The following is a 24,021-nucleotide window of genomic DNA, read 5'->3' on the forward strand; positions in this document are numbered from 1 at the left end:
TGATCAGGATCACCCCATCCCGCTCCAGACGCTCAACCAGAGCCAGCGCCTCAGAGGAGATCACAGGCCCTATGAGGAAGTCCACCCCGTCCCGGCCCACAAGCTGCCGGTAGAGGCGCAACGCCACCTGAGGATCCCCCTCGCTGTCCTCGTAGCGCACCTCAACCTCCCGCCCGGCTATCTGCCGGTCGTTCAGATCCAGGAAGAGCTCCATCCCCTCCCGGATGCTCTCCCCCAGAGAGGCATAAGGACCGGTGAAAGGCAAGAGGCCTCCGATCCTGATGGGCTCACCCTCTCCCCCCTGAGTGCCCGCGCCGTCTCCCCCACAGCCCGTAATTCCCAAGAGCGCCGCCCCGGCGAGCCCGCCCCCGGCCAGCCTCAGGAAATCCCGCCGGCCGATCCTCCTCTTCTTCTTCTTGCCCAGATGCCCTTCAGCCCTCATAGACTCCTCCTCAATACCGGCAAGCTCCCCACCTTCGCCTCCCGTATCTCATCGCGACGGTGCTCCGCCGGAGTGTTCACCCCGAGGCATGCTCCAGACGGTTCAGGAGCTCCTGGTGTATCTCCGCCGCCCGTTCGGGAGTGATGACCTCGTCGTCATCTACCTTCTGAACAGACGCACTGGTCTCATCCACGTACAGATGCTCCCCGATGAGCCTCGCCCGCTCATCATACGGCCAGACGAAAGCCTGGCGGGTCTTGAAGTGGTAGTACGATTCCCCGTCGTCTACCTCCACACCGAATTCCCCGAGAATCTCGCCGGTGACCAGGAAGTTGAAGGTCAACTCGTCGCACAGGCCCCAATCGGCGACCGCGATCATGTCTTCCGAATTCCACATTACGTATCTTCCGGCGCTACGATAGAAATCGAGCACGCCCTGCTTGCCCCGGATCACCGTCGGCTCGCCCCAGTTGATCCGGTAGACGGGTTCCTCGACCATCATGTCCGGGGCGACTATCCTCTCGTACTGTCCGGACCCCTCGAGATGGACGTGGAGCCGGTAGTTCTCGAGAATGGCCCGGTGATGCGGATCTTCCGTAACCTCCAGAAGCTCCGCAACCGGGTCCATACACCGGTAGATCTCCTCCTCGAACCTGTTCACCAAAAACCTCCCTTTGCCCCGTTCTCTTCTCTATGAGCTCCTGTAGGCAGTGCGGGCGAACTCCACAAGAGGAGCGGGAGCGACAGTAGCCCTTATCTCAACCTGCCGGTGCTCCTCCACCTGCGGCTTCGAGCTGTTGGGCTCCTCCCCCCACAAGAGCACCACCTCGGTACCGGGCTCGGCGACTTCCTCCTCCACCATCGCCAAAGAGAGCATCGCCCGTTCGTTGTAGCTGTAGCCGCAGTAGGTGGAGATGCCGACGGACTCGCCGCCGCTCAGCACCCGGTCATACTGATGTACCGCATACCAGGCGGAGGGCATGTTGATGTACTTGGCGGGAAGAGCCTCCCTCTCGAAGAGCGTGCCGAAGACGCGGGCCACGTCCTCCCCGTCCCACACCAGCGTCACCTTCTTCCGGCCGGGGTTTCCGGACATCTCCTCCAGCGCTTCTCTGCCCACGAAGTCGTGGTCAAACTTAACCATGTGCCCGTAGCCGAGATCGTAGGGCGTGAGGTAGTAATCGGTTATGTCCTCCGAATAGAAGCTCCCTCCGAGCGAAGCGGTAGCCTCATACCCGTCCGCGGGCAGCCACTCCCTGTAGGGTTTCATCTTCTCCCCGGTGTAGACGGCCGGAAGGGGACACGGTATCCAGCCGGATTCTGAAGTGGCGGTCTGATAGGCCAGAGAGCCCGCCTGCTTCAGGCCGAACTTCTCGCCGGCCTCGAGTATGGCCTCCCGAACAGCCTCAGCGTCCTCCCAGGGCCCGGAGAGCTCATACCCGGCCTGCCCGGCCATCCCATGCCGCAACGCCCTCACCCCGCAGCCCCCAATGACCACCCCAGCCGTGTTGAAGAACTTCACCTCCGGCAGATCCCCCTCAACAACCTCCCGCATCAGAGAGAGCGCCCGAGGCCCCTGAACCTGATAGCGGTACACCTTCGGCGGCCCCTTCCTCACCGCCGAGTTCTCATCCCGCTCGAACGTCACGTCATACCCGCCGGTCTCGGCCCAGTACTGCACCCAGTTGGGCACCGCCGGACGCCCGACCAGATCTAACCGGTTCTCATCCAGATAGTAGAGGATCATGTCCCCAATGACGTACCCTTCGTGGTTGCAGGCGACGAACTGCTTGGCCTTGTCGGGCGTAAAGCCCTCGAAGCTGTTTACCCCCAGCTCGGAGAGCAGCCTCAGAGCATCAGGCCCCTCTATGTAGAGGTCGGTCATGTGGTGGGACTGGTCCAGCAGCACACAACTCTCCCTCCACCCCCGCTGCTCCTCCCGCCAGTTGCTGAACTCAGCCGGTACCCCAGGAAAGACCCGCGGCCCCGTCTGAGAGTTGTACAGGATCTCAACGGGACCGCTTACCTCTCCGAGCAGATCTTCAAGGCTCTTCCTCTCCCGTCTCATGACTCCCTGACACCTCCTCTCGATGTAAGGACAGTTTAGATTACTCTAGACAAAATTGTCAACAAAATTGACGACTTAGAGTGGAGCCGGCGGCACGCTGGCCATATTCAGCGGGGATTCCGGGATGCCGCATACCTCGCGTAGGCGTCGAGAGCGGCCGGGTCGAGGAGGGAGTCGCGGCCTGCGACCTCTTCCGGGTTAGCGCCGAGCAGGATGCGCTTGACCGGCACCTCGAGCTTTTTCTGGGAGAGCGTGCGGGGCACGGAGGGAACGGCCTCGATGGTGTCCGGGGCGTGGCGCGGGGAGAGCTCCCGGCGGACCGTAGAGACGATGCGTCTACGAAGCGCCTCATCCAGCTCCACCCCCGGTGCGGGGACGACGAAGAGCAGCAACTCTCCGGGGCCGCCTTCGGGGTCCTCGAGGTGGACGACCAGGCTGTCGGCGACCTCTTCCATGGACTCGACGGCGGCGTAGATCTCTCCGGTGCCGAGCCGCACGCCGCCGCGGTTGAGCGTCGCGTCCGAGCGCCCGGAGATCACACAGCTTCCGCGCTCGGTGAAGCGCACCCAGTCGCCGTGGCACCAGACGCCGGGGAAGCGTTCGAAGTAGGCGGCGCGGTAGCGCCTGTCTCCGGGGTCGTTCCAGAACCCGACCGGCATCGAGGGCATGGGGGCGCGGATCACGAGCTCGCCGAACTCGCCCACGACGGGGTGGCCGCGCTCGTCGTAGGCGGCGGCGTCGACCCCCAGGCAGGGGCCGGAGATCTCACCCCGGTAGACGGGCTGGAGCGGGCTCCCCTGCACGATGCCCGTGCACACGTCGGTTCCGCCGCTGCCTATGTTCAGCAGCACGTCGGGGCCGAGCTGCTCGTAGACCCAGTCGAAGCCCTCGGGGGGCAACGGGGAGCCCGCAGCCCCTATCTGCCGCACGCCGGAGAGGTCGAACTCCCGGCCGACCTCGAGGCCGGCCTTGCGGCAGGCCATCAGGTACGCCGGGGCGACACCGAGCATCGTCGCGCCGGTCCGCTCGGCCAGGCGCCACTGGAAGGCGAGATCCGGATACAGCGGGTTGCCGTCCATCGTGACTATCGCCGCACGCAGCAGCAGGGCCGAGACGAGGGCGTTCCACATCATCCAGGCGGTTGTCGTGAACCACATGAGCCGGGCTCCGGGACGGAGATCCCAGGTCAGCCCGAGGTTCTTCAGGTGCTCGAGGAGGATGCCTCCGTGCCCGTGGACTATGGCCTTGGGCTTACCGGTCGTACCCGAGGAGAAGAGTACGTAGAGCGGGTGGTCGAAGGCGACCGGCTCGCAGCCAAGCGGCCCGGACTCCGAGAGGAGCTCCTCCCACCCCGTTGCCGCCGGCAGTTCGTCCTCCGGCCCGCCGATATAGGGAACGTGCACGAGGTGCTCAACGGTGGGCAGGGCCCTGCGGATGGCCTCCACCTCCGCCCGGCGGTCGATGCGCTTCTCCCCGTAGCGGTAGCCGGCGATCGCGAGCAGCACCTTCGGTTCGAGCTGGCCGAAGCGGTCGGTCACGCTGCGGGGACCGAACTCCGGGGCGCAGGCCGCCCAGATGGCCCCCAGGCTCGCGGTAGCGAGGAAGGCGACCACGGTTTCAGGGATGTTGGGAAGGTAGGCGACCACGCGGTCGCCGGGGCCGACCCCGAGGCGCCGGAGCCCGGCGCGGGCCCGGGCCACCTGCTCGCGCAACTCGCCGAAGGTCAGCTCGAAGGGGACGCGCGTCTGGGAGTGGGCGAAGATCGCGACCTCCCCATCGTCGCCGGCGGGCGCGAGGATCCTCTCCGCGTAGTTCAGGCGCGCGCCCGGGAACCAGCGGGCGCCGGGCATCTCGCGCGAGGCGAGCACCCGCTCCGGAGGGGTGTGCGCGCGCACCCCGTAGAAGTCCCAGACAGAGCGCCAGAACGCCTCGAGATCCCCCACCGACCATCGCCAGAGCTCGTCGTAGCCCTCGAACCCAAGCGCCCGGTTCTCGCGCAGCCAGCGCAGGTAGCGTCCGATCTCGGTGATCTCCAGGACGTCCGGCGGAGGCCGCCAGAGCACCTCGCCCGTCAGAGCCACTGCAGGATCTCCCCCACTCCCTCTACTACGGCGTCCGGACGCCGGCGCTCCGGCACCCGCGCCAGGTCGACCGACCCGCTGGTACCGCTGCGCACCAGGATGGTACGCGAGCCTCCGAGGCGTCCCAGCCCGATGTCCATGTCCAGGTCGTCGCCGATCACCGCCATCTCCTGAGATCTCACCCCGAGCCGCTCGCAGGCCGCGCGCACCGCGGCCCGCGACGGCTTCCCGACGATCACCGGACGCGCTCCGGTGGCCTTCGCCAGCGCCGCGGTCACCATCGCACCCCGGCTGAAGATCATACCGTCCGCCCCCCAGTATCCGGGACCATAGCTGGCCGTAAGGAGCCGCGCGCCCCGGGTGATGGCGCGTGCGGCGCGCTCCAGAGATTCGAAGTCCACCTCGTTTACGTGGGTAACGAAGACCACCTCGGCATCCTCGCCGTCCGTGAGCTGCACGCCGGCCTCCGCCATGCGCCTGCGGGCGGTCTCGGAGCCGAAGACCATGGCCCGCCGCCCGTCGTGGCGGCGTTTCAGATACCCCAGCGCGCTGCACACCGGGGTCAAGACCTCGTCGTCGCGCACGGGAAGCCCTCCCTCGCGCAGCCCCCTCGCGAACTCCTCGGGGCGCAGGTGCGTCCCGTTGGTGAACAGCACCAGCGGGCGTCCCGAAGCCCGGATCTTCTCCAGCACCTCCGGCGCCCCGGGGAGCGGGCGCGGGCGGAAGTCAGCGTCGCGGTGTACGAGCGAGCCGTCCACGTCGAAGACGAACCCGCGGATGCCGTCAAGCTTCATGTCGCCAGACAATGGTGTCTCCCGTACGTTCATCCTCTAACCGGAAATAGGAGATGGACTTGCGCCTGGAGAGCTCGTGCAGAAGCCGCACGAGCGGGGCGCGCCCCGGACGGACCAGCGGCTCCCGCTGCTTGCCGCGCTCGGCGACCATCGCGTCGACCTGCTCCGCGGGCATCGTCAGGCGCAGCAGGAGCTCCTCGTCGGAGATCCGCCGCCCGAAGCGCTCGCGGGCCCCGTCCAACGAGATGGGGCGAAGATCCTTCAGCTCGGCCGCGCGGGGCGTCGAGAGCACGCGGTCGGCGATATCGGGGTCGACGGGCGCCGGGGGCTCGTAGTAGTGGCCGAGGAAGTAGCGCACCATCTCGTCCGAGACCCTCGACCAGCGCTCCCCGGAGATGACGTTCATCACGGCCTGGGTGGCAACGAACTGCGAGACTGGGGTGACCATGATCGGATAACCCATCTCCGCCCGCACCCGGGGAACCTCCTCGAGCACGGCATCGAAGAGATCCGGCCTCCCCAGCTCCTGCAGCTGCCGGCGGGTGGTGGTGATCATCCCGCCCGGCATCTGGTGCCGGAAGTAGGCGCCGTCGAACTCCCTCGGGCTGCCGGGCGGCAGGCCGCGCTCGCGGGCCAGCTCCTGAAAGTATTTGGAGACGGTATCGAGGGCCTCCGCATCCAGGTCGCACGAGAATCCCTCGGCCTCCATGTTGCGCAGCGTGGCCCCGGCGGGCGGGTTCGAGCTCCCGCTGCCCAGAGGCTCCACCGCGGTGTGCAGCGTCCGCACCCCGGAGCGCAGCCCCTCGACGTAGGCGAGGGGGCCGAGCCCGATCGTGCAGTGGCTGTGCAGCTCGACGGGGCGGGGCGCGAACCGCTCGATAAAGCCGGGGATGAGGGTGCGCACCGCCTCCGGCATCAAGAGCCCTCCCGGGTCCTTGAGGTAGAGCCGGTCGATATCTTCGGAGCGGGCTACGGCCGAAGCCCGCTCCAGGTAGTAGTCGTGGGTGTGGACCGGGCTTATGGAGTAGGTCAGCCCGACGACGACCTCCTCGAAGCCCTCCTCGCGGGCGATGTGGGCCATCCGGATGAGCGCTTCGGGCTGGTTCGAGGGGTCGACTATCTGGATCCTGCGCATCCCGTTGCGCACCCAGCAGCGGAAGGCGAGGCGCATGACGTCCTCGCCAGCGGGCACCCACCGGATAAAGCGCATGCCGGTCGTGATCAGGCCCAGCGGCGTGTTTGGCATGGCGGCGCTGACCATCCGGATCCGCTCCCAGGGATCCTCCCGGTGGAAGCGGACCGAGATCGCCATGTGCGTGCTGGAGGTGAAGTCCAGCGCGTGGAAGCCGACACGGTCCATCGTCGGGGCGATCGCGAACACATCCTGGGTGGTAAGCCCCGTCGCGGACCACAGGCTCTGGTTACCGTCGCGAACGGTCGTATCTATGATCTCGATCTTCTCGCTCATGCTGCCAGCACCGCCTCCTCGAGCCAGGCCGTGTCCACCGCGGCATCCGTAAAGTCCGGGTGGGCGAGAACGTGCATAAGCAACTCCCGGTTGGTGGGAACCCCTTCCACCACCAGGCCGCCGAGCGCCTCGCGCATCTTCCCGACGGCCTCGTCCCGGTCACCGGCGTGGAAGATCAGCTTCGCGATCAGGGAGTCATAGTAGGGGGGTACCAGCGTCCCCTCCTCACAGTGGGTGTCGACCCGCAAACCGGGAAGCTCGGGAACCGAGAAACGGGTGATCCTGCCGGGCGTGGGGCGGAAGCCGTGGGCGGCATCCTCCGCGGTCAACCGGCACTCTACGGCATGGCCGCTGAAGCTCACCTCCTCCTGCGAGACCCCGAGCTTCCCGCCCGCCGCGACCCTGAGCTGGTCGGCCACGAGGTCCCGCCCGGTGATGGCCTCGGTCACCGGGTGCTCGACCTGGATGCGGCAGTTCATCTCGAGGAAGAAGAACTCGCCGCTCTCGGCGTCGACCACGAACTCGACGGTGCCGAGGTTGCGGTAGCCGATCTCCCGGGCGAAGGTGACGGCCGCGCCATGGAGCGCCGCGCGCGTTCCCGGTTCCAGCGCGGGAGCCGGGGCCTCCTCGACGATCTTCTGGTAGCGGCGCTGCACGGAGCAGTCGCGCTCTCCGAAGTGGAGCACCCCGCCGTGATCGTCCGCCGCCACCTGAACCTCGACGTGGCGCGCCCGGCGTATTAAACGCTCCACGTAAAGGCGCTCGTCGCCAAAAGCCGCCCCCGCCTCCGCCGAGGCGATACCGAACAGCTTCTCCAGCTCCTCCCGGCTCCAGGCCAGCTTGATGCCCCGCCCGCCACCGCCGGCCGCGGCCTTGAGCAGCACCGGATAGCCCACATCGTCGGCAAAGCGCACGGCGTCCTTGAGGGTGCGTACCTCGCCGCCGGGTACGACCGGCAACCCGGCCTCGGCCGCGACCCCGCGTGAGCGCAGCTTGTCCCCGGCAAGCTCTATCACCTCCGCCGGAGGACCGACGAAGCGCAGCCCGTTCTCGTGCGCCGTGGACGCCAGCGCCGGGTTCTCGGAGAGAAAGCCGTAGCCGGGGTGGATGGCATCGCAGCCGGTGCCGAGCGCCGCCTGCACAACGGCCCCGACGTTCAGGTAGCTCCGTGCCGGCGCGGCAGGGCCGATGCACACCGCCCGGTCCGCCATGCGGGCCGCCAGGCTGCCGCGGTCGGCCTCGGAGACCCCCACGACCACCTCCAGCCCCAGCTCGCGGCAGGCCCTGACGATCCGCACCGCGATCTCACCCCGGTTGGCCACGAAGACGCGCCTTATCGTCATCGGTCAGGCTCCACCCGAAAGAGCGGCTGGCCGTACTCCACGAGAGCCCCGTTCTCGGCGCAGACCTCGACTATCCTCCCGGACACCCCGGCCCTGATCGAGTTCATCATCTTCATGACCTCGATCAGGCAGACCACCGTGTCCGGCTCGACGCGGCTCCCGACCTCGACGTAAGGCTTCGCCCCGGGCGCCTCAGCCCGGAAGAAGGTCCCGACCATCGGCGCCTCGATCGTCAGGGTGCCGTCCGGGCTGGAGACCGTCTCCTTCTCGCCGGTCGCAGACTGTCCGGCGGGCGGTACCTCCTCCCGCTGCTCCGCAGCCTCCACCTCCCGGCCCGTTGCGGGAGTATCCTCGAGCGGTGGCGCCCCGCCGCGCCGCACGTACAGCCGCAGCCCGTTCGTCTCGATCCTCAGCTCGTCCAGGTCGGACTCGTCGATGATCCTCAGGATCTCACGAACATCATCGTCCGAGAGCGGCATTTCAGGACCTGCCTCCGTTGTCGGGGACCACGCCAAACGTTCCCATGACGAGCTCGATGGCCGAACGGGCCTTCGGAAGCCCTTCACTCCTGCGGCGCGCGGTGGTGACGGGCCGGGACTGGACGATGAACAGCGAGCCGGGCATCTCACGACCCCGGGCTATCGCCCACTCGATATCCTGGTGGGTGCCGAAGTGCCGTTCCACCCGGCGGGCGATCTCCACCAGCGCCTGCAGGTGCTCCTCCTCCAGACAGGGCACCCCCTGACGCGCCTGCTCAACCTCCACCACCCGCACCCCGGCAGAGGAAGGATCGGGGCGGTACTCCAGGTGCTTGCGGCCGATGGACCTGTGCAGCACCTCTCCGGTCACCTTGCTCAGGCGGTACTCGTCCGGGGTCACCTCCCCCGCCACCACCGCCTCGCCCAGACCCCAGCTCGCGTTCACCGCTACCGTGCTGGGATCCCCGCTGAGGGGGTTGCAGGTGAACATCACCCCGGCAACCTCGGCGTCGACCATCATCTGCACGGCCACCCCCATCGCCGGCTCGCCTCCCGCTGCGGCCATCCTGGCGCGGTAGCTCAGCGCCTCGGGGCTGTAGAGGCTCGCCCAGCACTTGCGGACCGCCTCGCACACGCCTTCCGCGCCGCGCACCCACAGGTAGGTCTTCTGCTGGCCCGCGAAGGTCGCCTGCTCGCTGTCCTCGCCCACCGCGCTGGAGCGCACCGCGACCGGCGGGTTCTCCTCCCCGGCGAGCTCTGCGAGCTCACGGTACCGGTGGATTATCTCGCGCGCCAGCCCTTCGGGCAGGGATGCGGAGCAGACAGCCCCGGAGAGCTCGCCGGAGATCCTCCGCAGCCCCCCTACATCGTCGGGGTCGGCGGAGCGCAGGCTCCGCCCCACCCGCTCGCGGATACCGTTCTCCTCGAGGAACCGCCTGAAAGCACCGGTGGCGATGGCAAACCCGGGCGGCACCGGTATCCCGCTCGCCAGAAGCTCCCCGAGGTTCGTGCTCTTCCCGCCGAAGCGGGGTTCTGCCGCACGCCCCAGCTCCTCCAGCCGGACGGTATGCCGGGTCGCCGCCGGGTTAGCCATCCAGGATCACCACCCGACCGCTCGTGCCGTCGACCCGCAGCCGCTGGCCGGTCTTGATCCGGGAGGTCGCCGTCCCGGTGCCGACCACGGCGGGCAGCCCGTACTCCCGCGAGACGATCGCGGCGTGGGACATGATCCCGCCGATATCGGTGACGGTGGCCTTGATCTTGCTGAAGATCGGAGCCCAAGCCGGCGAGGTGGACGTACAGACCAGGATGTCCCCGGCCCGCACCTCGGAGATCTCATCGAGCGAGCGCACCACCCGCGCCGGCCCCTCGACCTCACCGGGCGAGGCGGCGGCACCGGAGAGCTCGTTGCCCCCTCCGTCGCGCTGCGCCCGCGCCCACTGCTGCAGCTGCTGCGGCGTGACCCCCCAGAGCATGGCGATCGCGGGGTCGACGACCGCCTCCGGCATCCTTCCCAGCGCGGGCGGCGGCGTCCACCCCTCGAGCCTCTTCAAGAGCTCCTTGCGCCGCCTTGCGACCTGCGGCCAGTGATGCGGCCCGAGAGCCTCGCCGCCGGTCGACCAGGTGAGAGCGAGCTCCTCGAGGGCCTGCATCACCTCGTAGCGGGAGAGCTGGAAGATGTCCTCTCCGTCCTCGAGAAACCCGTGCCGGGCGAGCAGGGCGCCGAACTCCCGGATCTTGTTAAAAAACCGCGACTGGAACCAGTAGTCGCAGTAGAACTTGTGCTCCTCGACGTACGGGAATACCTTGCGCGAGAGCCCGAGCAGCTCCCGGAAGGTCCGCCGCGCCTCCTCGTCCAGCAGCGCCTCGTACTCCCTGACGAGCCGGTCTCTCCTCTCGGCCAGCTCGCGCGTGGGCCGCTCGATGTCCTCACCGGCCTGCAGCGCCGCGATGTGCCCGATGAGCGAGCTGTAGGGGATGCTGGGGTCATCGTGCCAGCTCCCGTAGTAGTGGTAGAGCCCGTCGCCGGTCCCCATGTTGAACCAGGGGTCCTTGACCTTCTCGAGCTCCTCCAGCCAGCGCCGGCCGGCGTCGCTGCGCCCGAGCTCGGCCTCGATCTCATCCGGCGAGCGCCCCTCCCGGAAGGCGTCCGCGACCCCGAGATCTATCGCCAGCCGCGCCAGGCGCCGCAGCTCGGCGTCCGGACGGAAGAGCACGACGTCGATGCCCGCGACCATCTGGGAGATGTGCTGGTCGGGTATGTCGGGCAGGGCCTGCTTGCAGAACTCCGAGAAGGTCAGGTACGCGCCGTAGCCGAGCAGCAAAAACTCGAAGTGGTACTGCCACATCCGCTCGATGCAGTCGAGCGCCCGCCGGTAGCTTGCGAGCAACGTGGCCCAGCTCGGCTCTCCGCCCTCGAAGACGACGGCATCCGGCTCATACTCCGGAAGCTCGGGCACCGGGATCTCGGAGACCTCGCGGTTCAACGCCTCCATCCGCTCCCGCCACCGGCCGTAGAGCTCGTCCCAGTTCTCGAAGTAGTAGCCAGCGCGCTGCTGGAAGAAGCGCGCCCGCTCGGCCATCTTCTCGGGATCGGTCACGGGGTTGGAAGAGATGTACACGTAGCCGTTGACCACCCGGTAATCCACACCGGCCGCCGCCGGCACCGCGAACGCCCGGTTCTGCCATCCGCCCAGAGCGTAGTAGGGCGTGTCGACCTCGACCATGTCGAAAGCGGGCATGGGCACCGGGAAGTGCATCGAGTTCCAGAACCACAACCGGTTCTCGTCGTGCTCCCGCCGCCGCTCGTCGAAGAGCGCCCACGGTGGATACATCTCCTCCCACCCCTCGCATCCCTCCGGCGTCTCGATCGAGAACGGGCTCGCAAATTCCGCCATGACTACACCATCCTTCCGGCGATTCCGCGGGCGATCCTGTGCGCCGCCGCTTCTATCGTGACCATAGGGTTCACCCCCAGCCCCGTGGGCAGTACTGCCCCATCGACCACGTACAGATTCTTCACCTCCCAGGTCTGGCCGGTGGCGTCACAGACCGAGTCCTCGCGCGAGTTGCCCATCCGGGCCGTGCCCATCAGGTGGAAGGAACCGAGCGTCACCTGGGCCGGTCCCCAACCGCAGCGATCCGCGGCCGCGAGCAGCCGCTCGCGGCCGCCGCGCCCCGGCTCGTAGGAGACCCAGCCGGCATGCGACGAGTAGATGCGCCGCGCGCCGCCGGCCTCAAGAATCTGCGCCGCACCGTCGAGTCCCCTGCGCATCACCTCGCGGTCGAAGTCCGAGAGCGCCCAACGCGCCACGGGAAGTCCGTCGCGGCCGACCGCGATCTCGCCGCCCTCCCGCGCCCGCTGAAGCGCGCCGTAGCCGGCCGTATAACGGAGCGCCTGCATCAGTTCGGCGCTCTCGCGTGAACCCCGCCAGGGCGCGAAGATGGCCAGGATGCCGGGCGGAGTGGCGGCCTGCTCGTACTTAACGCCATAACCCTGGCCCAGATTAAGGTGCTCATCGGAGTAGGTGGCGCCGAGCGTACCCTCCCAGGGATTGACCTCTTCGTCGAAGATGCCCCAGGTGATCAGCACCGGATGCAGCATCAAATTCTTCCCGATCGCCGGACTGTTCATGCCCGACCTGACCATGATCGCCGGCGTGTGAATGGCACCGGCCGCAAGCGCCACAACCCGCGCACGCACGGTTACCCTGTGCCCGTCGGCGGTCCGCGCCTCCACACCGCGCGCCCTTCCGCCCTCGATCAGCACGCGGTCGACCGGCGTGCGTACCAGGATGCGCGCGCCGCCGTCGTAGGCGTCCTGCAGCCATGTCTTGAGCGTCGACTGCTTGGCCCCGATCTGGCAGCCGTAGTGACAGAGGCGGCAGACCTCCTCCCTGCACCCCCTGCAGTTGCGCTGCATCACCTCCGAATGCCACCCGAGCGCCTTAAGCCCCCGGCGCATGAGCTCGTCGCGCTTCGAGGGGATGCTGCTCTCCGCACTTATCGAGAGCCGCTCCCAAACCGCGTCAAGGCTCTCGTCGAAGTCCCTGCCGGCCCAGTCGGAAAGCCCGAAGCGCTCCCTCCACTCCTCGCGTACGAAGTCCGGCGGGCGGAAGCACCAGGTGTAGTTCACGACCGTGCCTCCCCCCAGACACGAACCGGCCAGTAGCCCGATGCTCTGGTCCTCGGTCGCTATGCTGCCCCCGTTGAGGTAGAGGCGCGCGTACCCCGACAACTCCTCACCATCGAAATCTTCCTCACTGTAGTAGCCGCCGGCCTCAATGATGATCACATCGAGCCCCGCAGCAACGAGCACGCCCGCAGCCGTGCCCCCGCCGGCCCCGGAGCCGACCACACAGACATCGCACTCCAGCTCGGTGTCCGCACTCACCTCGAACGGCTTCACGGTCTTCGGCGGCGGGTCCTCGGGCGGCCCGAGCGGCCCGGGATATCCGAGCGCTTCGTATACCGGGTTTGGCCTCTCGCCCTCGTGCGGCAGACAGTAGTAGCTCAGCAGAACCCCCTTGCGGAGCGCCTGAAACACCGCACGGGACTGCACGTCGGGCGCGTCCGCGAAACGCAGCAGCGTGCGCTCGCGCTCGGCCCGGGGAAGCGACGAGAACGACGCCTGCCCGGAACCGGCGAGCCGTGTGTCCCAATCCTCCAGCAGAGCCGCAAACCGCTCGCGCTCGGCAGCCGACGGGTTGGCGCCGACCGCCGCGATCATGGCCTCCGGTACGCCGCGCTCGGTCGCAGATGGCAACCCCTCCCCACCGGGAACGAAGGTGTCGCAGATCGAATCGAGCGCCCTGCGCGCCCCGCCGCTGAGCGTGAGCACCACGGCTATATCACCCCCTCACCGCCCCCCGAACGGCGAATCGTAAAAGATATGTGACACCTCACATACTTCCCCTTCCCTCAAACACCTCCTCCTTCCACCCGGAATATACACTCGCCAGACAATATTGTCAACAAGATTGCGGTCAAAAAAGCGGCTCTACCCTTCGACCCGCAGGACTGCCTTGCCGGTAAACTCTCGCTCCATCAGACTCCGCGCCACCTCTCCAACCCGCACCCACGACTCCTCAACAGAGATGTGCGGCCTCAGCTTCCCCTCGGCCACCAGCCGCACCAGCCTGGCGAGTCCGTCGCCGGCGGGTTTCTTCTTCAGTTCGTGGAAGATGATCATTCCGTAGAGCCGTGCTCCGCCGGTGAGGAAGAAGCGGCGGGCGTCGAAGGTGGTCTCGGGGGTGGCCGAGACCCCGAAGGCGACGCAGAGGCCGTCGGGCGCGAGCATCCCGAGCGCGTTGCCCAGCACCTCTCCGCCGACGGAGTCCAAAATCAGGTGGTATGGTCCGTACTCGGCTGCCGCGGCCCCGGTCTCGTCCACCACTGCTTCGTGCGCTCCGGCTCCCAGAACCAGTTCCCGGTGCTCTTCCCGGCGCACCAGCGCGACCACCCGGGCTCCGGAGAGGTTCGCGAGCCGGATCGCGAAGTCCCCCGCTCCGCCCGAGGCTCCGGTTACGAGGACGGTTCGCCCTGCCACGCCGCCTGTGAGATCCAGCGAGTAGAGCGGGGTGAGGCCGGCTATGGGGAGGGTGGAGGCCGTCACGAACGTCACCGGCTCCGGGAGCTCTGCCAGCGACCGGGTCGGCACGGCGACCATCTCTGCCCACGCGCCTTCGGGGACGAAGCCCACAACCCGCGCTCCTTCCGGGGGTCCGGAGCCGTCGGCCGCCGCCCGCTCGACGGTCCCGGCCAGGTCCCAGCCCGGCCGCCGGCCGTCCGGGGCAGCCTGAGCCCGGCGCACCTCGCCCCGGTTGAGCGAGAAGGCTGCGACGCGCACCAGCGCTTCGTCTGCGGCGGGTGTGGGGGGCTCCACCCGCTCCAGCGTCAGGCGCGTCGGGGTACCCGTATCTACGACCACCGCTCGCATAACGCGCTGCCTCCGCTACCCGTCTCCGCCGAGGCCCAGGAGTTCTATGGCGTTCTCCTTGAGGATGAGGGGCTTCACCTCGTCCCGGAAGCCCGCCCTCTCGAAATCCTCGATCCACCTCTGCGGCTTTATGGCCGGGTAATCGGAGCCGAAGAGCATCTTGTTCTTAAGCAGGGTATTGGCGTAGTGGATGAGGTTCTCCGGGAAGTACTTGGGCGACCAGCCGGAGAGGTCTATGTAGACATTGGGTTTGTGCAGGCACACCGAGAGCGCCTCGTCTTGCCAGGGGAAGGAGGGGTGGGCGAGTATGATCTTCATCTCCGGGAAGTCCACCGCCACATCATCGATGTACATCGGGTTGGAGTACTTGAGCCGGATGCCTCCCCCGCCCGGCATCCCCGTCCCCATACCTGAATGTCCGGTGTGGAAGAGGGATATGAGCCCGGCTTCGGCGATAGCCTCGTAGAGCGGGTAGGCCATCCGGTCGTTGGGATAGAAGTCCTGCAGGTTGGGGTGGAACTTGAAGCCCCGCACGCCCTCTTCGATGAGCCTTCTGGCCTCCCTCACGCCCATCGCACCGCGCGCCGGGTGGATGCTGGCGAAGGGGATGAGCACGTCCGGGTTCTCGCGTGCGGCCTCGAGTATCTCTTCGTTGGGGACCCTCTCCTCCCCTGTTTTCATCTCCATATCTACCGTGAAGATGACGGCCGCCATCCGGAGCTCCCTGTAGTATTCGGCCACCTCCCAGGCGTTTGGGTGCTCGCTCTCCCCGAAGTACTTCTCCGCCGCCTCCGCGAAGGCGTGTTTGGCGCCGGGGTTGTGCCGGGAGGTCTCGGCGTGCGTGTGCACATCTATGGCTTTGAGCTGCTCTACGTTCATCGCTCTCCTGACCTCTCTCGCCTACCGGGGCCCCATCCGGATCCCGCCGTCCAGCCGGATGGTCTCGCCGTTTATCATCCGGTTCTCGATTATGTGCTTGACCAGCGCGGCATACTCCTCCGGCCTCCCCAGCCGCGGGGGGAAGGGCACCTGCCGCTCCAGCGACTCGCGGGCCTCATCGGGCAGACCGGCGGCCATCGGGGTCTCGAAGAGACCGGGCGCCACGGTCACGATCCGGATCCCGAACCGGGCGAACTCCCGGGCGATGGGGAGTGTCATGCTCACTATGCCGCCCTTGGAGGCGGCGTAGGCGGCCTGCCCGATCTGGCCCTCGAAAGCGGCCACCGAAGCGGTGTCGACGATCACCCCGCGCTCGCCGTCCCCGCGCGGTTCCTCCTCCGAGATGCGCGCTCCGGCCAGGCGGATGACGTTGAAGGTTCCGACGAGGTTGACCCGAACGGTCTCGGCGAAGAGGTTCAGGGGGTGCGGCCCCTTGCGGCCGAGAACCCTCGCGGCGGTGCCGATGCCGGCGCAGTTCACGGCTCCGCGGAGCCCGCCGAAGGCGCGCCCGGCCGCCTCCACCGCCTCCCGGACGCTCTCCTCATCGGTCACGTCGGTGCGCACGAACTCCGCCCTCCCGCCGATCTCCGCCGCGACGCTCTCGCCGGCCTCCTCGCGGATATCCGCGATCACCACGTTCGCGCCGCTCTCCGCGAGCGCGCGGGCGGTTGCGGCCCCGAGCCCGGAACCGCCCCCGCTGACCAGAAACGTGCCGTCCCGCAGCTCCACGATAACCCCCTCACCGGCCTCTGAAGTCGGGCTTGCGCCGTTCGGAGAAGGCGGCCATGCCCTCCCTCGCGTCCTCAGTGGTGAACAGGAGCGCGAACAGATCCCCCTCATGCTCTATGCCGCTCGCGAGATCGGTGTTTCTGGCGATGTTCATCGCGATCTTCGCATTCCTGACGGCGAGCGGGGCGTTTCTGGCTATCCGGCGGGCCAGCTCCTTCGCCGCCTCCAGGGCTTCGCCCTCCTCGACGACGCGGTCTACCAGCCCGATCTCCTTCGCCTCACTCGCGTCGATCATCCGGCCGGTGAAGACGAGCTCGCGGGCCACGCCGCTGCCGACCACTCTCGGCAGACGCTGGGTTCCCCCCGCGCCGGGCATGATGCCAAGTGTAACCTCCGGGAAGCCCAGCCGGGCGTTTTCGGCGGCGATGCGTATGTCGCAGGCCAGAGCCAGCTCCAGCCCGCCCCCCAGGGCGTAGCCGTTGATGGCCGCGATAACGGGGACCGGAGCGGTCTCTATGGCCTCCATCATCCGGGTCCCGATCCGCCCGAACTCCCGGATCTCCAGGGGGTTCATCTCCTGCATACCGCCTACATCCGCCCCGGCCACGAATGCCTTCTCGCCGGCCCCGGTTATGACGGCGGCCCGGACCTCTCCCGGCGAGATCGCGGCGAATACCTCGGTGATCTCCTCCTGGACCCGCGCGTTCAGGGCGTTGAGCTTCTCCTGACGATCTATGGTGATGACGGCCACCCCGCCTTTCCGGTCTAACCTGATATGTTCCAAACTCTCTCCTCTCGGGCCGGTTGGATCGTTCCCCTTCAACTGCTTTCAGCTCTCCCGCGCTCTTCCTCGGCGAGCACCCGCCGCAGGAGCTTGCCCACGGCGCTCTTGGGCAGCTCGTCCCGGAATTCGAGCAGCTTCGGCACCTTGTAGGGCGCGAGACTCCCCTCGCAGTGGGAGATAAGCTCTTCTTCCGTCACGGCACTGCCCGCCCTCTTTACGACGAACGCTTTGACGGTCTCGCCGCGATATTCATCGGGCACGCCGACGACCACGGCCTCCACGACCTCCGGGTGCTCGTAGAGGACCTCTTCGACCTCGCGCGGATAGACGTTGTAGCCGGAGGTGATGATCACATCCTTCTTGCGGTCGACGATGTAGAAGTAGCCCTCCTCGTCCATGCGGGCGACATCCCCGGTGTAGAGCCAGCCACCCCTCAGAACCTCGGCCGTCTCACCGGGCATGTTCCAGTACCCCTTCATGACCTGAGGCCCCTTTATGATGAGCTCTCCGGGCTCCCCCGGGGGGAGATCCTCCCCCCCGGTCCGCAGATCGACTATCTTAGCGTCCAGGGTCGGCATGGGCACCCCGATGCTCCCGGGAACCGGCCCGCGCAGGTAGGTGTTGATGGTTACCGTCCCGGCCTCAGAGAGGCCGTATCCCTCCCAGATGTCGCGGCCGGTCTTGCGCTTGAAGGACTGCATGAGCTCCACCGGCACGCTCGCTCCGCCGGAGATGTAGAGCAGCACCTCGTCCAGTCCGTACTCCTCCATCCCGGGGTAGTTGTGCAGCGCCACGAAGAGGGTCGAGACTCCACCGAGCATGGCGGGTTTCTCGCGCCTTATGAGCTCCATCATCTCATCCACCTGAAACCGGGGTACGATCAGCAGGTTCATCCCGTAGTGGATGGAGGTCAGCAGCACAACCACGGTCCCGAAGATGTGGAAGAAGGGCGCCACGGCGACGGTCTTGCCGCACTCGAGAACCCGCGGATCTTCCAGCGCGAGACTCATGTTCGCCTCTATGTTCACCAGCAGGCTGCGATGGGTGAGCATCGCGCCCTTAGAAACACCGGTCGTTCCCCCGGTGTACTGCAGTACGGCCAGGTCCTCAGCAGGGTCTATCTCCGCCTCCGGCACAGAACCAGAGCCAGCTCCGAGGAAGGATTCGAAGGTAACGTCCGATCCTCCGAGATCCGCCACCTCACCGACCACGACCGCCCGCCTGAGCGGCAGGGACTCCCGCACCGCGCACACTTTAGGATACGCACTCGCGTGCACCACTATCGTCTCCGCGCCCGAGTTGCGCAGGATATGCTCCAGCTCGCGCTCGACGTACACGGGGTTGACCTGGGTGACGATCGCCCCCAGCCGCGCAGCTGCGAAGAAGGAGACGACGTACTCCGGAGAGTTGGGGAGCATGAGGGCCACCCGGCCGCCCTTCCTCACCCCGCTCTCCGCAAAGGCAGCGGCGAGCCGCTCGCTCTCCTCGAGCAACTGCCCGTAGGTCGTCTGCCGCCCCCGGAACGTCATCACGGGCCTCTCCCGGTAGCGCTCTACGGCGGCCTCGAGGAAGCGGGTGAGAGAGGTCTCTATGGTCCTGTAAGAGATTTTCCCCTCGTAGAGCGAGAGCCAGGGTCTTCTCTCATCCGCCATCTACCCCCACCTCCGAAGGCCCGAAGCCATCCGAATACACCGCCCGTCCCCGGCCGGCTATCCAACCGGCGGGCTGGGCGGCATGGCGACCTCCTCGATGGTCTCTATGACCTCAACCTCTATCCTCTCCCCGTCCCACACGTTCTCACCTATGTAGTAGTTCTGGATGGGGTTGTTGGTCTCAGGGTCTATGGTTATAGGACCGCGCGGGCTCTCTATGGAGATCCCCCTCAAAACCTCTATTAGAGCCTCGGGCTCGGTGCTCCCCGCTTCTTCTACCGCCCTTGCTATGACCTGCCCCGAATCGTACCCCTGGCAGTTGAAGGCGTTGAGCAGCCGGTCGTGCCTGCTCTGGAACTCCTCGACGAAGCGGCGGTTGGTCTCGTTGTCTATGCCGGGCAGGTAGTGAGAGCCGGAGATTATGCCCTCGGCCGACTGGCCGGCGGGGTCGGTGACGAGCGGGTCTCCGAGCTCGACCGTTCCGGTGAGCGGTATCTGGCCCTTGAGTCCGAAGCTGTCGTACTGCTGGATGAAGCGTATGGCGTCGGTGCCGGAGAGGAAGGCGAACACCAGTTCGGGATTGGCTCGTCTTATATTGGTGAGATACGTCGCGAAATCGTTGGTCCCCAGAGCGGGATAGGCCTCCTCTATTACCTCTCCGCCGGCCTCCTCGTAGGCGAGCCTGAAGCCCTCTATGGCCTCGTAGCCGGCGACGTAATCCGGAGCGACTGTGAACGCGGTTCTTCCCACGTTTTCGGCGATGTAGCGGGCGCCGGCCGAACCGTTCTGGTAGTTGGAGAAGGAGACGCGGTAGGCGTAGTCGCTCTTCTGCTCCCAGGAGAGCTCGTTGGCCGCAGCGTTGGCCACGATCAGCATGACGCCATCCCGCTCCAGACGGTCGATGAGCGCGAGTGCCACAGTAGAGATTATTGGCCCCACGATGAAATTCACTCTATCCCGGCCCACAAGCTGCCGGTAGAGGCGCAACGCCACCTGAGGATCACTCTCGTCGTCCTCGTAGCGCACCTCAACCTCCCGCCCGGCGATCTGGTTGCCGTTCAGCTCCAGGAAGAGCTCCAGCCCCCTCCTGATATCCTCGGCGAGCGGCGTGTACACACCGCTGAAAGAGAGGAGCGCTCCGATCCTGATGGGCTCATCCTCTCCCCCCTGAGTGCCCGCGCCGTCTCCCCCACAGCCCGTAATTCCCAAGAGCGCCGCCCCGGCGAGCCCGCCCCCGGCCAGCCTCAGGAAATCCCGCCGCCCGATGCTTCTGCCCGAATAACCTTCGCCCTTCACCGGCTCCTCCTCACCTCCAGCACGAGATGCCTTCCCGGCTTCTACCCCACCTCTGACGGGTTAATTTTGATCTCCCTCCGGACTATAGTTCAAATACCGGTTAAGTCTTTCAGGTATATGCTTCGAATATAGCAAACCCGATATATGCGGCGTGGGCTAACGAGCTACTCTTGCTCTCCCGATGCTCCTGCTTCTGCGGCTTCGACGCCATGCTCGGAGAGGGCGCGGCGGGCGACGGCGAAGGCGGAGTTGGCGGCGGGGACCCCGCAGTAGATGGCGCTGTGCAGGATGACCTCTTTTATCTCGTCGGGGGTGAGCCCGATCCTGAGGGCGGCCCGGACGTGCATCTCGAGCTCGTCCAGCCTCCCCAGAGCTATGAGAGCGGTCATGGTCATGCAGCTGCGGGTCTTGCGGTCGAGGCCGGGGCGGGCCCAGATCTCACCCCACGCATACCGGGTGATGAAGTCCTGGAAGTCCGAGGTGAACCTCGTCGCCGAGGCCAGCGCCCGGTCTACGTGCTCGTCGCCGAGCACCTCCCGGCGGATTCTCATCCCGCGGTCATAGTTCGGGTCGCTCAAGATCCCCTCCCCTCCAGCACCGGGGAGAGGTGCTCGAGCAGGGCCTCGGTGAACGCCTCGGGCTGCTCGATGTTGGCGAGATGCGCCGCGTCCTCTATGATCACCATGCGGGCATCCGGTATCGCCTCGCGGAGGCTCTCGCCGTGCTCCGGAGGGGTTGCGGGGTCATCGGCGGCGGAGATCACCAGGGTGGCGGCCCGTATCCTGCCCAGCCGGTCCCGCAGGTCCATCTCCCTTATGGCCTCGCAGCATCCGGCATAGCCCTCGGGGGGCGTCTCGCGCAGCATGCGCTTCGCCCGCTCTACCACCTCCGGCTGCCCCTCGCGGAACGCCGGGGTGAACCAGCGCTCGACCACGGTATCTGCCAGCGCGTCCATGCCCTCGCTCCGGGCCACCCGCGCCCGCTCGTCCCACAGCTCCCTGGGGCCGAGCACGGCCGCGGTGCAGCAGAGCACGAGGCGCTCCACCCGCTCCGGCACCTCGCCGGCGAGCCACATCCCCACCATCCCGCCGAGCGAGAGGCCGCAGAAGGAGAAGCGCTCCACCCCCAGCCGGTCGAGCGTGGCGAGAACGTCGCGGCCCAGCTCCGCGATGGAGTACGGCCCGGGAGGCACGGGCGAGCCGCCGTGCCCCCGGTGGTCGTAGCGCACGAGCCTGAAGCGCTCCCTGAGAGCGGGTGCCTGCGGGTCCCACATCCTGTGGGTCGTCCCCAGCGAGCTGGAGAGCACCAGCACCGGGGCGTCCTCGGGGCCCTCGATCACGTGATGAAGCTCTACCGTCACTTTTATCCCTCCCTCCGGTACTTCTCCAGCGCCCGGTCCACGAACTCCCCGGCCGCACCCAGGTAGCGGGCCGGGTCCAGGGCGGCATCTATCTCCTCCTCCGGGAGAACCTCGCGCAGCCCGGGCTCGGCGAGTAGCTCCTCCCGCAGCGACCCTCCCCCCTCCACGACCCTCCGGCAGGCGGCCTCGACCATCTCGTGGGCCTTGAGCCGCCCCAGATGCGCGGCGGCCAGGGTGGTTACGTTCTCAGCCAGGATCAAACCCTCCGTGATCCCGAGGTTCTCCTGCATCCTGCCGGGGTCGACCTCCAGTCCCTCCAGCGCCTCGCGCACCGCGGCGGCGGCCCCGCCGGTCAGGGCCAGGGATTCGGAGAGGGCCTCCCACTCGGAGTGCCAGGCCCCGGCGGCCCGCTCGTGCTCCTGGGCCAGGGCACCGTAGAGGGTGCGGGCGTGGTCCTGCACCCGCCGGGCGGCGGCGGAGGCGGTGACCGAGAGGATGGGGTTCCGCTTGTGCGGCAGGGTTGAGGAGCCGCCGCGCCCGCCGCCGGAGGGCTCCGCGACCTCCCCCACCTCCGTCTGGGCCATGAGGATGATGTCGAGCGCCACCTTGTGCAGGGTACCTGCGGCGAGCGCGAGCGCCCCGCCGAGCTCCGCGATCCTGAACCTCGCCGTGTGCCAGGGGAGCTCGGGCTCGGGGAGCCCGAGCTCCCGGGCGTACTCCCGCAGCACCTCCGGCCCCTTCTCCCCCAGGGAGGCGAGCGTCCCCGCCGCCCCGCCGAGCTGGGCCGCTAGGCCCCTCTCCCTCGCCTCCCGCAGCCTGCGGCGGGCCTCCAGGGTTGCCACGAGCCACCCGGCGGCCTTGAGGCCGAAGGTCGTGGGCAGGGCCTGCTGCAGGAGGGTCCTCGCGGGCATGAGGATGCCGCGGTGCTCCTCGGCGAGCCGGGCGCAGGCGGCGCACAGCGCGTCGAGCTCGGAGAGGATCAGGGCGAGGGCCTCCCGGCAGACCAGCATGGCGGCGGTGTCGGTGATGTCCTGGCTGGTCGCGCCCTTGTGGACGTGGCGGGCGGCCTCTTCGGGGACCTCCGCGGCCAGGGCCTTCACCAGCGCGGGGACCGGGTTGCCCGCCGCCCGGCCGCGCCGGCCGAGCTCCTCCGGGTCGGGGTCCATCTGCCGGCAGCGGCGGGAGATCTCCCCGGCGGCCTCCTCGGGGATCAGGCCCACCCGCGCCTCCGCCCGGGCGAGCGCGGCCTCCGCCTCCAGCATCGCCCGCACCCAGGCCCTCCCCGAGACCGCCTCCCGGAAGCGGCCGGGTACGAAGATCGGACCGAAGAGCTCCCCGCTCATGCGGAGAGCTTGAAGAAGGCGGTCTGGCCCTCGCCCTGCAGGCGTATGTCGAAGCGGTAGAGGCTTCCGGCCTCTTTGCGGGCGATCAGGGTGCTCCTCACCCGCTCGTCCCCTATGGAGCGCAGCACGGGGTCCTGCCCGTTGGCCTCCTCCTCGTCTTCGAAGTAGATGCGGGTTATGAGGTGCTTCAGGAGCCCCCGGGCGAAGACCGCGACCATCACGTGCGGTGCCTGGGTGGTCCCTCCGGGGCCGGGCACGGGACCGGGCTTGAGGGTGACGAACGAGAAACGCCCCTCTTCCTCGGTGCCCGAGCGGCCGAAGCCGTGGAAGCCCTCCTCGAGGGGGAGCTCCTCGCGGCCGTCGGCCGGGTGGTCGTAGCGGCCTGAAGGGGCGGCCTGCCAGATCTCTACGAGCCCGTCCGTCACCGGTTCCCCCGCACCGTCGTAGAGGGTCCCCTCTATCCGTATGGCCTGCGGGTGGCCGGGAGGGACGAGCTTCGACCAGTCCTCCCGCAGAAGCCCCAGGCTCAGGTAGGGACCGACCGTCTGGGAGGGGGTGAGCCGGAGACTTTCCTTCCTCCCCATCATGCGTGCGGCCTCTCGAACGGGGTGGCGTCCCGGCCCTCGAGCACGATGTCGAAGCGGAAGCCCAGGGCCTCCTCCGGGATGGTCGCCTCCAGGTCGAAGGAGGAGATCATGCGCCCCCGCGCCTTCTCGTCGCGCACGGAGTTGAAGATCGGGTCCTGGAAGAAGAGCGGGTCGCCGGGGAAGTACATCTGGGTAACCAGCCGGCTCCTGAAGGCCCTCCCGAACAGGGAGAAGTGGATGTGGGCCGGACGCCAGGCGTTGTAGTGGTTCTGCCAGGGGTAGGCCCCGGGCTTTATGGTGATGAAGCGGTAGTAGCCGTCGTCGTCGGTGAGGGTCCTCCCCGCCCCGCTGAAGTTGGGGTCTATGGGGGCGGGGTGCTGGTCCACCTTGTGCCGGTAGCGCCCGGCGGCGTTGGCCTGCCAGATCTCCACCAGCGTGTTTCTGACCGGCCGGCCGTCGCCGTCGAGCACCCGGCCGTGCACGATGATCTTCTGCCCCTGCGGCTCGCCCCCGTGCTGGCGGGTGAGGTCGTTGTCGAGCTCGCCCGGCTTGCGGTGGCCGTAGACCGGCCCGGTGATGTCCGAGAGGGTCTTGGGCAGGATGATCAGGGGCTCTTTGGGCGCTCTGAGCCGCGTCCCGACGTAGCCGGGGTAGAGGTAGGGCGGCTGCTCGAGATCGTCCTCCTGCGGGACGAGGATTTCCCGCTGCTGCTCCTGTG

The 24,021-nt window shown here is 67.7% G+C and carries 22 protein-coding genes; all 22 read right to left on the reverse strand.

Annotated features, from left to right (window positions below):
* The coding region (locus E0L93_RS14255; protein ID WP_165874390.1) for an ABC transporter substrate-binding protein at positions 1-442 on the reverse strand (442 nt) is incomplete at its 3' end.
* Positions 443-518: 76 nt separating this feature from the next.
* Entirely contained in the window at positions 519-1,103 is a 585-nt protein-coding gene (locus tag E0L93_RS14260) for a hypothetical protein (protein WP_132692752.1), read from the reverse strand.
* A 30-nt stretch (positions 1,104-1,133) separates the two neighbouring features.
* Positions 1,134-2,510, reverse strand: a complete 1,377-nt coding sequence (locus tag E0L93_RS14265; protein WP_132692753.1) for an aminomethyl transferase family protein — start codon at positions 2,508-2,510, stop codon at positions 1,134-1,136.
* 107 nt (positions 2,511-2,617) lie between these two features.
* The gene (locus tag E0L93_RS14270; RefSeq protein WP_243638251.1) at positions 2,618-4,591 is read right to left on the reverse strand and encodes an acetoacetate--CoA ligase; all 1,974 of its coding nucleotides are present in this window, start codon (positions 4,589-4,591) and stop codon (positions 2,618-2,620) included.
* A complete protein-coding gene (locus tag E0L93_RS14275) occupies positions 4,582-5,397 on the reverse strand; it encodes an HAD-IIA family hydrolase (protein WP_165874391.1) in 816 nt (271 codons plus the stop codon). The genes E0L93_RS14270 and E0L93_RS14275 overlap by 10 nt, the downstream gene beginning before the upstream one ends.
* A complete protein-coding gene (locus tag E0L93_RS14280; protein ID WP_132692755.1) occupies positions 5,375-6,853 on the reverse strand; it encodes a biotin carboxyl carrier protein in 1,479 nt (492 codons plus the stop codon). The genes E0L93_RS14275 and E0L93_RS14280 overlap by 23 nt, the downstream gene beginning before the upstream one ends.
* Positions 6,850-8,196 (reverse strand): acetyl-CoA carboxylase biotin carboxylase subunit, encoded by a 1,347-nt coding sequence (locus E0L93_RS14285; protein ID WP_132692756.1) that lies wholly within the window; start codon positions 8,194-8,196, stop codon positions 6,850-6,852. The genes E0L93_RS14280 and E0L93_RS14285 overlap by 4 nt, the downstream gene beginning before the upstream one ends.
* Positions 8,193-8,675 (reverse strand): acetyl-CoA carboxylase biotin carboxyl carrier protein, encoded by a 483-nt coding sequence (gene accB, locus E0L93_RS14290; RefSeq protein WP_132692757.1) that lies wholly within the window; start codon positions 8,673-8,675, stop codon positions 8,193-8,195. The genes E0L93_RS14285 and accB overlap by 4 nt, the downstream gene beginning before the upstream one ends.
* A 1-nt stretch (position 8,676) precedes the next feature.
* On the reverse strand, positions 8,677-9,768 hold the full coding sequence (locus E0L93_RS14295; RefSeq protein WP_132692758.1) for a PEP/pyruvate-binding domain-containing protein: 1,092 nt from the start codon (positions 9,766-9,768) through the stop codon (positions 8,677-8,679).
* Positions 9,761-11,572 (reverse strand): PEP-utilizing enzyme, encoded by a 1,812-nt coding sequence (locus tag E0L93_RS14300; protein WP_132692759.1) that lies wholly within the window; start codon positions 11,570-11,572, stop codon positions 9,761-9,763. Before E0L93_RS14300 ends, E0L93_RS14295 begins: the two co-directional genes overlap by 8 nt.
* Before the next feature lie 2 nt (positions 11,573-11,574).
* The gene (locus E0L93_RS14305; RefSeq protein WP_132692760.1) at positions 11,575-13,518 is read right to left on the reverse strand and encodes a GMC family oxidoreductase N-terminal domain-containing protein; all 1,944 of its coding nucleotides are present in this window, start codon (positions 13,516-13,518) and stop codon (positions 11,575-11,577) included.
* A 156-nt stretch (positions 13,519-13,674) separates the two neighbouring features.
* Positions 13,675-14,613, reverse strand: coding sequence for a zinc-binding dehydrogenase (locus E0L93_RS14310; protein ID WP_132692761.1), 939 nt, complete (start codon positions 14,611-14,613; stop codon positions 13,675-13,677).
* A gap of 15 nt (positions 14,614-14,628) precedes the next feature.
* Positions 14,629-15,492: an amidohydrolase family protein gene (locus E0L93_RS14315; RefSeq protein ID WP_132692762.1), complete on the reverse strand. Its 864-nt coding sequence runs from the start codon at positions 15,490-15,492 to the stop codon at positions 14,629-14,631.
* Positions 15,493-15,513: 21 nt separating this feature from the next.
* A complete protein-coding gene (locus E0L93_RS14320) occupies positions 15,514-16,281 on the reverse strand; it encodes an SDR family oxidoreductase (RefSeq protein WP_132692763.1) in 768 nt (255 codons plus the stop codon).
* 10 nt (positions 16,282-16,291) lie between these two features.
* A complete protein-coding gene (locus E0L93_RS14325; RefSeq protein WP_132692764.1) occupies positions 16,292-17,065 on the reverse strand; it encodes an enoyl-CoA hydratase/isomerase family protein in 774 nt (257 codons plus the stop codon).
* 35 nt (positions 17,066-17,100) lie between these two features.
* Positions 17,101-18,717 (reverse strand): long-chain-fatty-acid--CoA ligase, encoded by a 1,617-nt coding sequence (locus E0L93_RS14330; protein ID WP_132692765.1) that lies wholly within the window; start codon positions 18,715-18,717, stop codon positions 17,101-17,103.
* A gap of 57 nt (positions 18,718-18,774) precedes the next feature.
* Complete coding sequence (locus E0L93_RS14335; protein WP_207890527.1) at positions 18,775-20,013, reverse strand: ABC transporter substrate-binding protein; 1,239 nt, start codon at positions 20,011-20,013, stop codon at positions 18,775-18,777.
* A gap of 164 nt (positions 20,014-20,177) precedes the next feature.
* Entirely contained in the window at positions 20,178-20,591 is a 414-nt protein-coding gene (gene pcaC / locus E0L93_RS15940; RefSeq protein ID WP_165874392.1) for a 4-carboxymuconolactone decarboxylase, read from the reverse strand.
* Entirely contained in the window at positions 20,588-21,373 is a 786-nt protein-coding gene (gene pcaD, locus E0L93_RS14340; RefSeq protein ID WP_165874393.1) for a 3-oxoadipate enol-lactonase, read from the reverse strand. The genes pcaC and pcaD overlap by 4 nt, the downstream gene beginning before the upstream one ends.
* 2 nt (positions 21,374-21,375) lie before the next feature.
* Positions 21,376-22,716 (reverse strand): 3-carboxy-cis,cis-muconate cycloisomerase, encoded by a 1,341-nt coding sequence (gene pcaB, locus E0L93_RS14345; protein WP_132692766.1) that lies wholly within the window; start codon positions 22,714-22,716, stop codon positions 21,376-21,378.
* Positions 22,713-23,300, reverse strand: coding sequence for a protocatechuate 3,4-dioxygenase subunit alpha (gene pcaG, locus E0L93_RS14350; protein WP_132692785.1), 588 nt, complete (start codon positions 23,298-23,300; stop codon positions 22,713-22,715). The genes pcaB and pcaG overlap by 4 nt, the downstream gene beginning before the upstream one ends.
* Entirely contained in the window at positions 23,300-24,001 is a 702-nt protein-coding gene (gene pcaH, locus E0L93_RS14355) for a protocatechuate 3,4-dioxygenase subunit beta (protein WP_165874396.1), read from the reverse strand. Before pcaH ends, pcaG begins: the two co-directional genes overlap by 1 nt.
* Positions 24,002-24,021 lie beyond the last annotated feature (20 nt).

This window comes from Rubrobacter taiwanensis (assembly GCF_004337705.1).
GTDB classification, from domain to species: domain Bacteria; phylum Actinomycetota; class Rubrobacteria; order Rubrobacterales; family Rubrobacteraceae; genus Rubrobacter_C; species Rubrobacter_C taiwanensis.

Excerpts from the sequence above, each read along its gene's own strand:
- pcaB (WP_132692766.1), bottom strand. The coding sequence starts at position 22,716 with ATGAGCGGGGAGCTCTTCGGTCCGATCTTCGTACCCGGCCGCTTCCGG.
- E0L93_RS14310 (WP_132692761.1), bottom strand. The coding sequence starts at position 14,613 with ATGCGAGCGGTGGTCGTAGATACGGGTACCCCGACGCGCCTGACGCTG.
- E0L93_RS14315 (WP_132692762.1), bottom strand. The coding sequence starts at position 15,492 with ATGAACGTAGAGCAGCTCAAAGCCATAGATGTGCACACGCACGCCGAG.
- E0L93_RS14330 (WP_132692765.1), bottom strand. The coding sequence starts at position 18,717 with ATGGCGGATGAGAGAAGACCCTGGCTCTCGCTCTACGAGGGGAAAATC.
- E0L93_RS14265 (WP_132692753.1), bottom strand. The coding sequence starts at position 2,510 with ATGAGACGGGAGAGGAAGAGCCTTGAAGATCTGCTCGGAGAGGTAAGC.
- accB (WP_132692757.1), bottom strand. The coding sequence starts at position 8,675 with ATGCCGCTCTCGGACGATGATGTTCGTGAGATCCTGAGGATCATCGAC.
- E0L93_RS14300 (WP_132692759.1), bottom strand. The coding sequence starts at position 11,572 with ATGGCGGAATTTGCGAGCCCGTTCTCGATCGAGACGCCGGAGGGATGC.
- E0L93_RS14285 (WP_132692756.1), bottom strand. The coding sequence starts at position 8,196 with ATGACGATAAGGCGCGTCTTCGTGGCCAACCGGGGTGAGATCGCGGTG.
- pcaG (WP_132692785.1), bottom strand. The coding sequence starts at position 23,300 with ATGGGGAGGAAGGAAAGTCTCCGGCTCACCCCCTCCCAGACGGTCGGT.
- E0L93_RS14280 (WP_132692755.1), bottom strand. The coding sequence starts at position 6,853 with ATGAGCGAGAAGATCGAGATCATAGATACGACCGTTCGCGACGGTAAC.
- E0L93_RS14295 (WP_132692758.1), bottom strand. The coding sequence starts at position 9,768 with ATGGCTAACCCGGCGGCGACCCGGCATACCGTCCGGCTGGAGGAGCTG.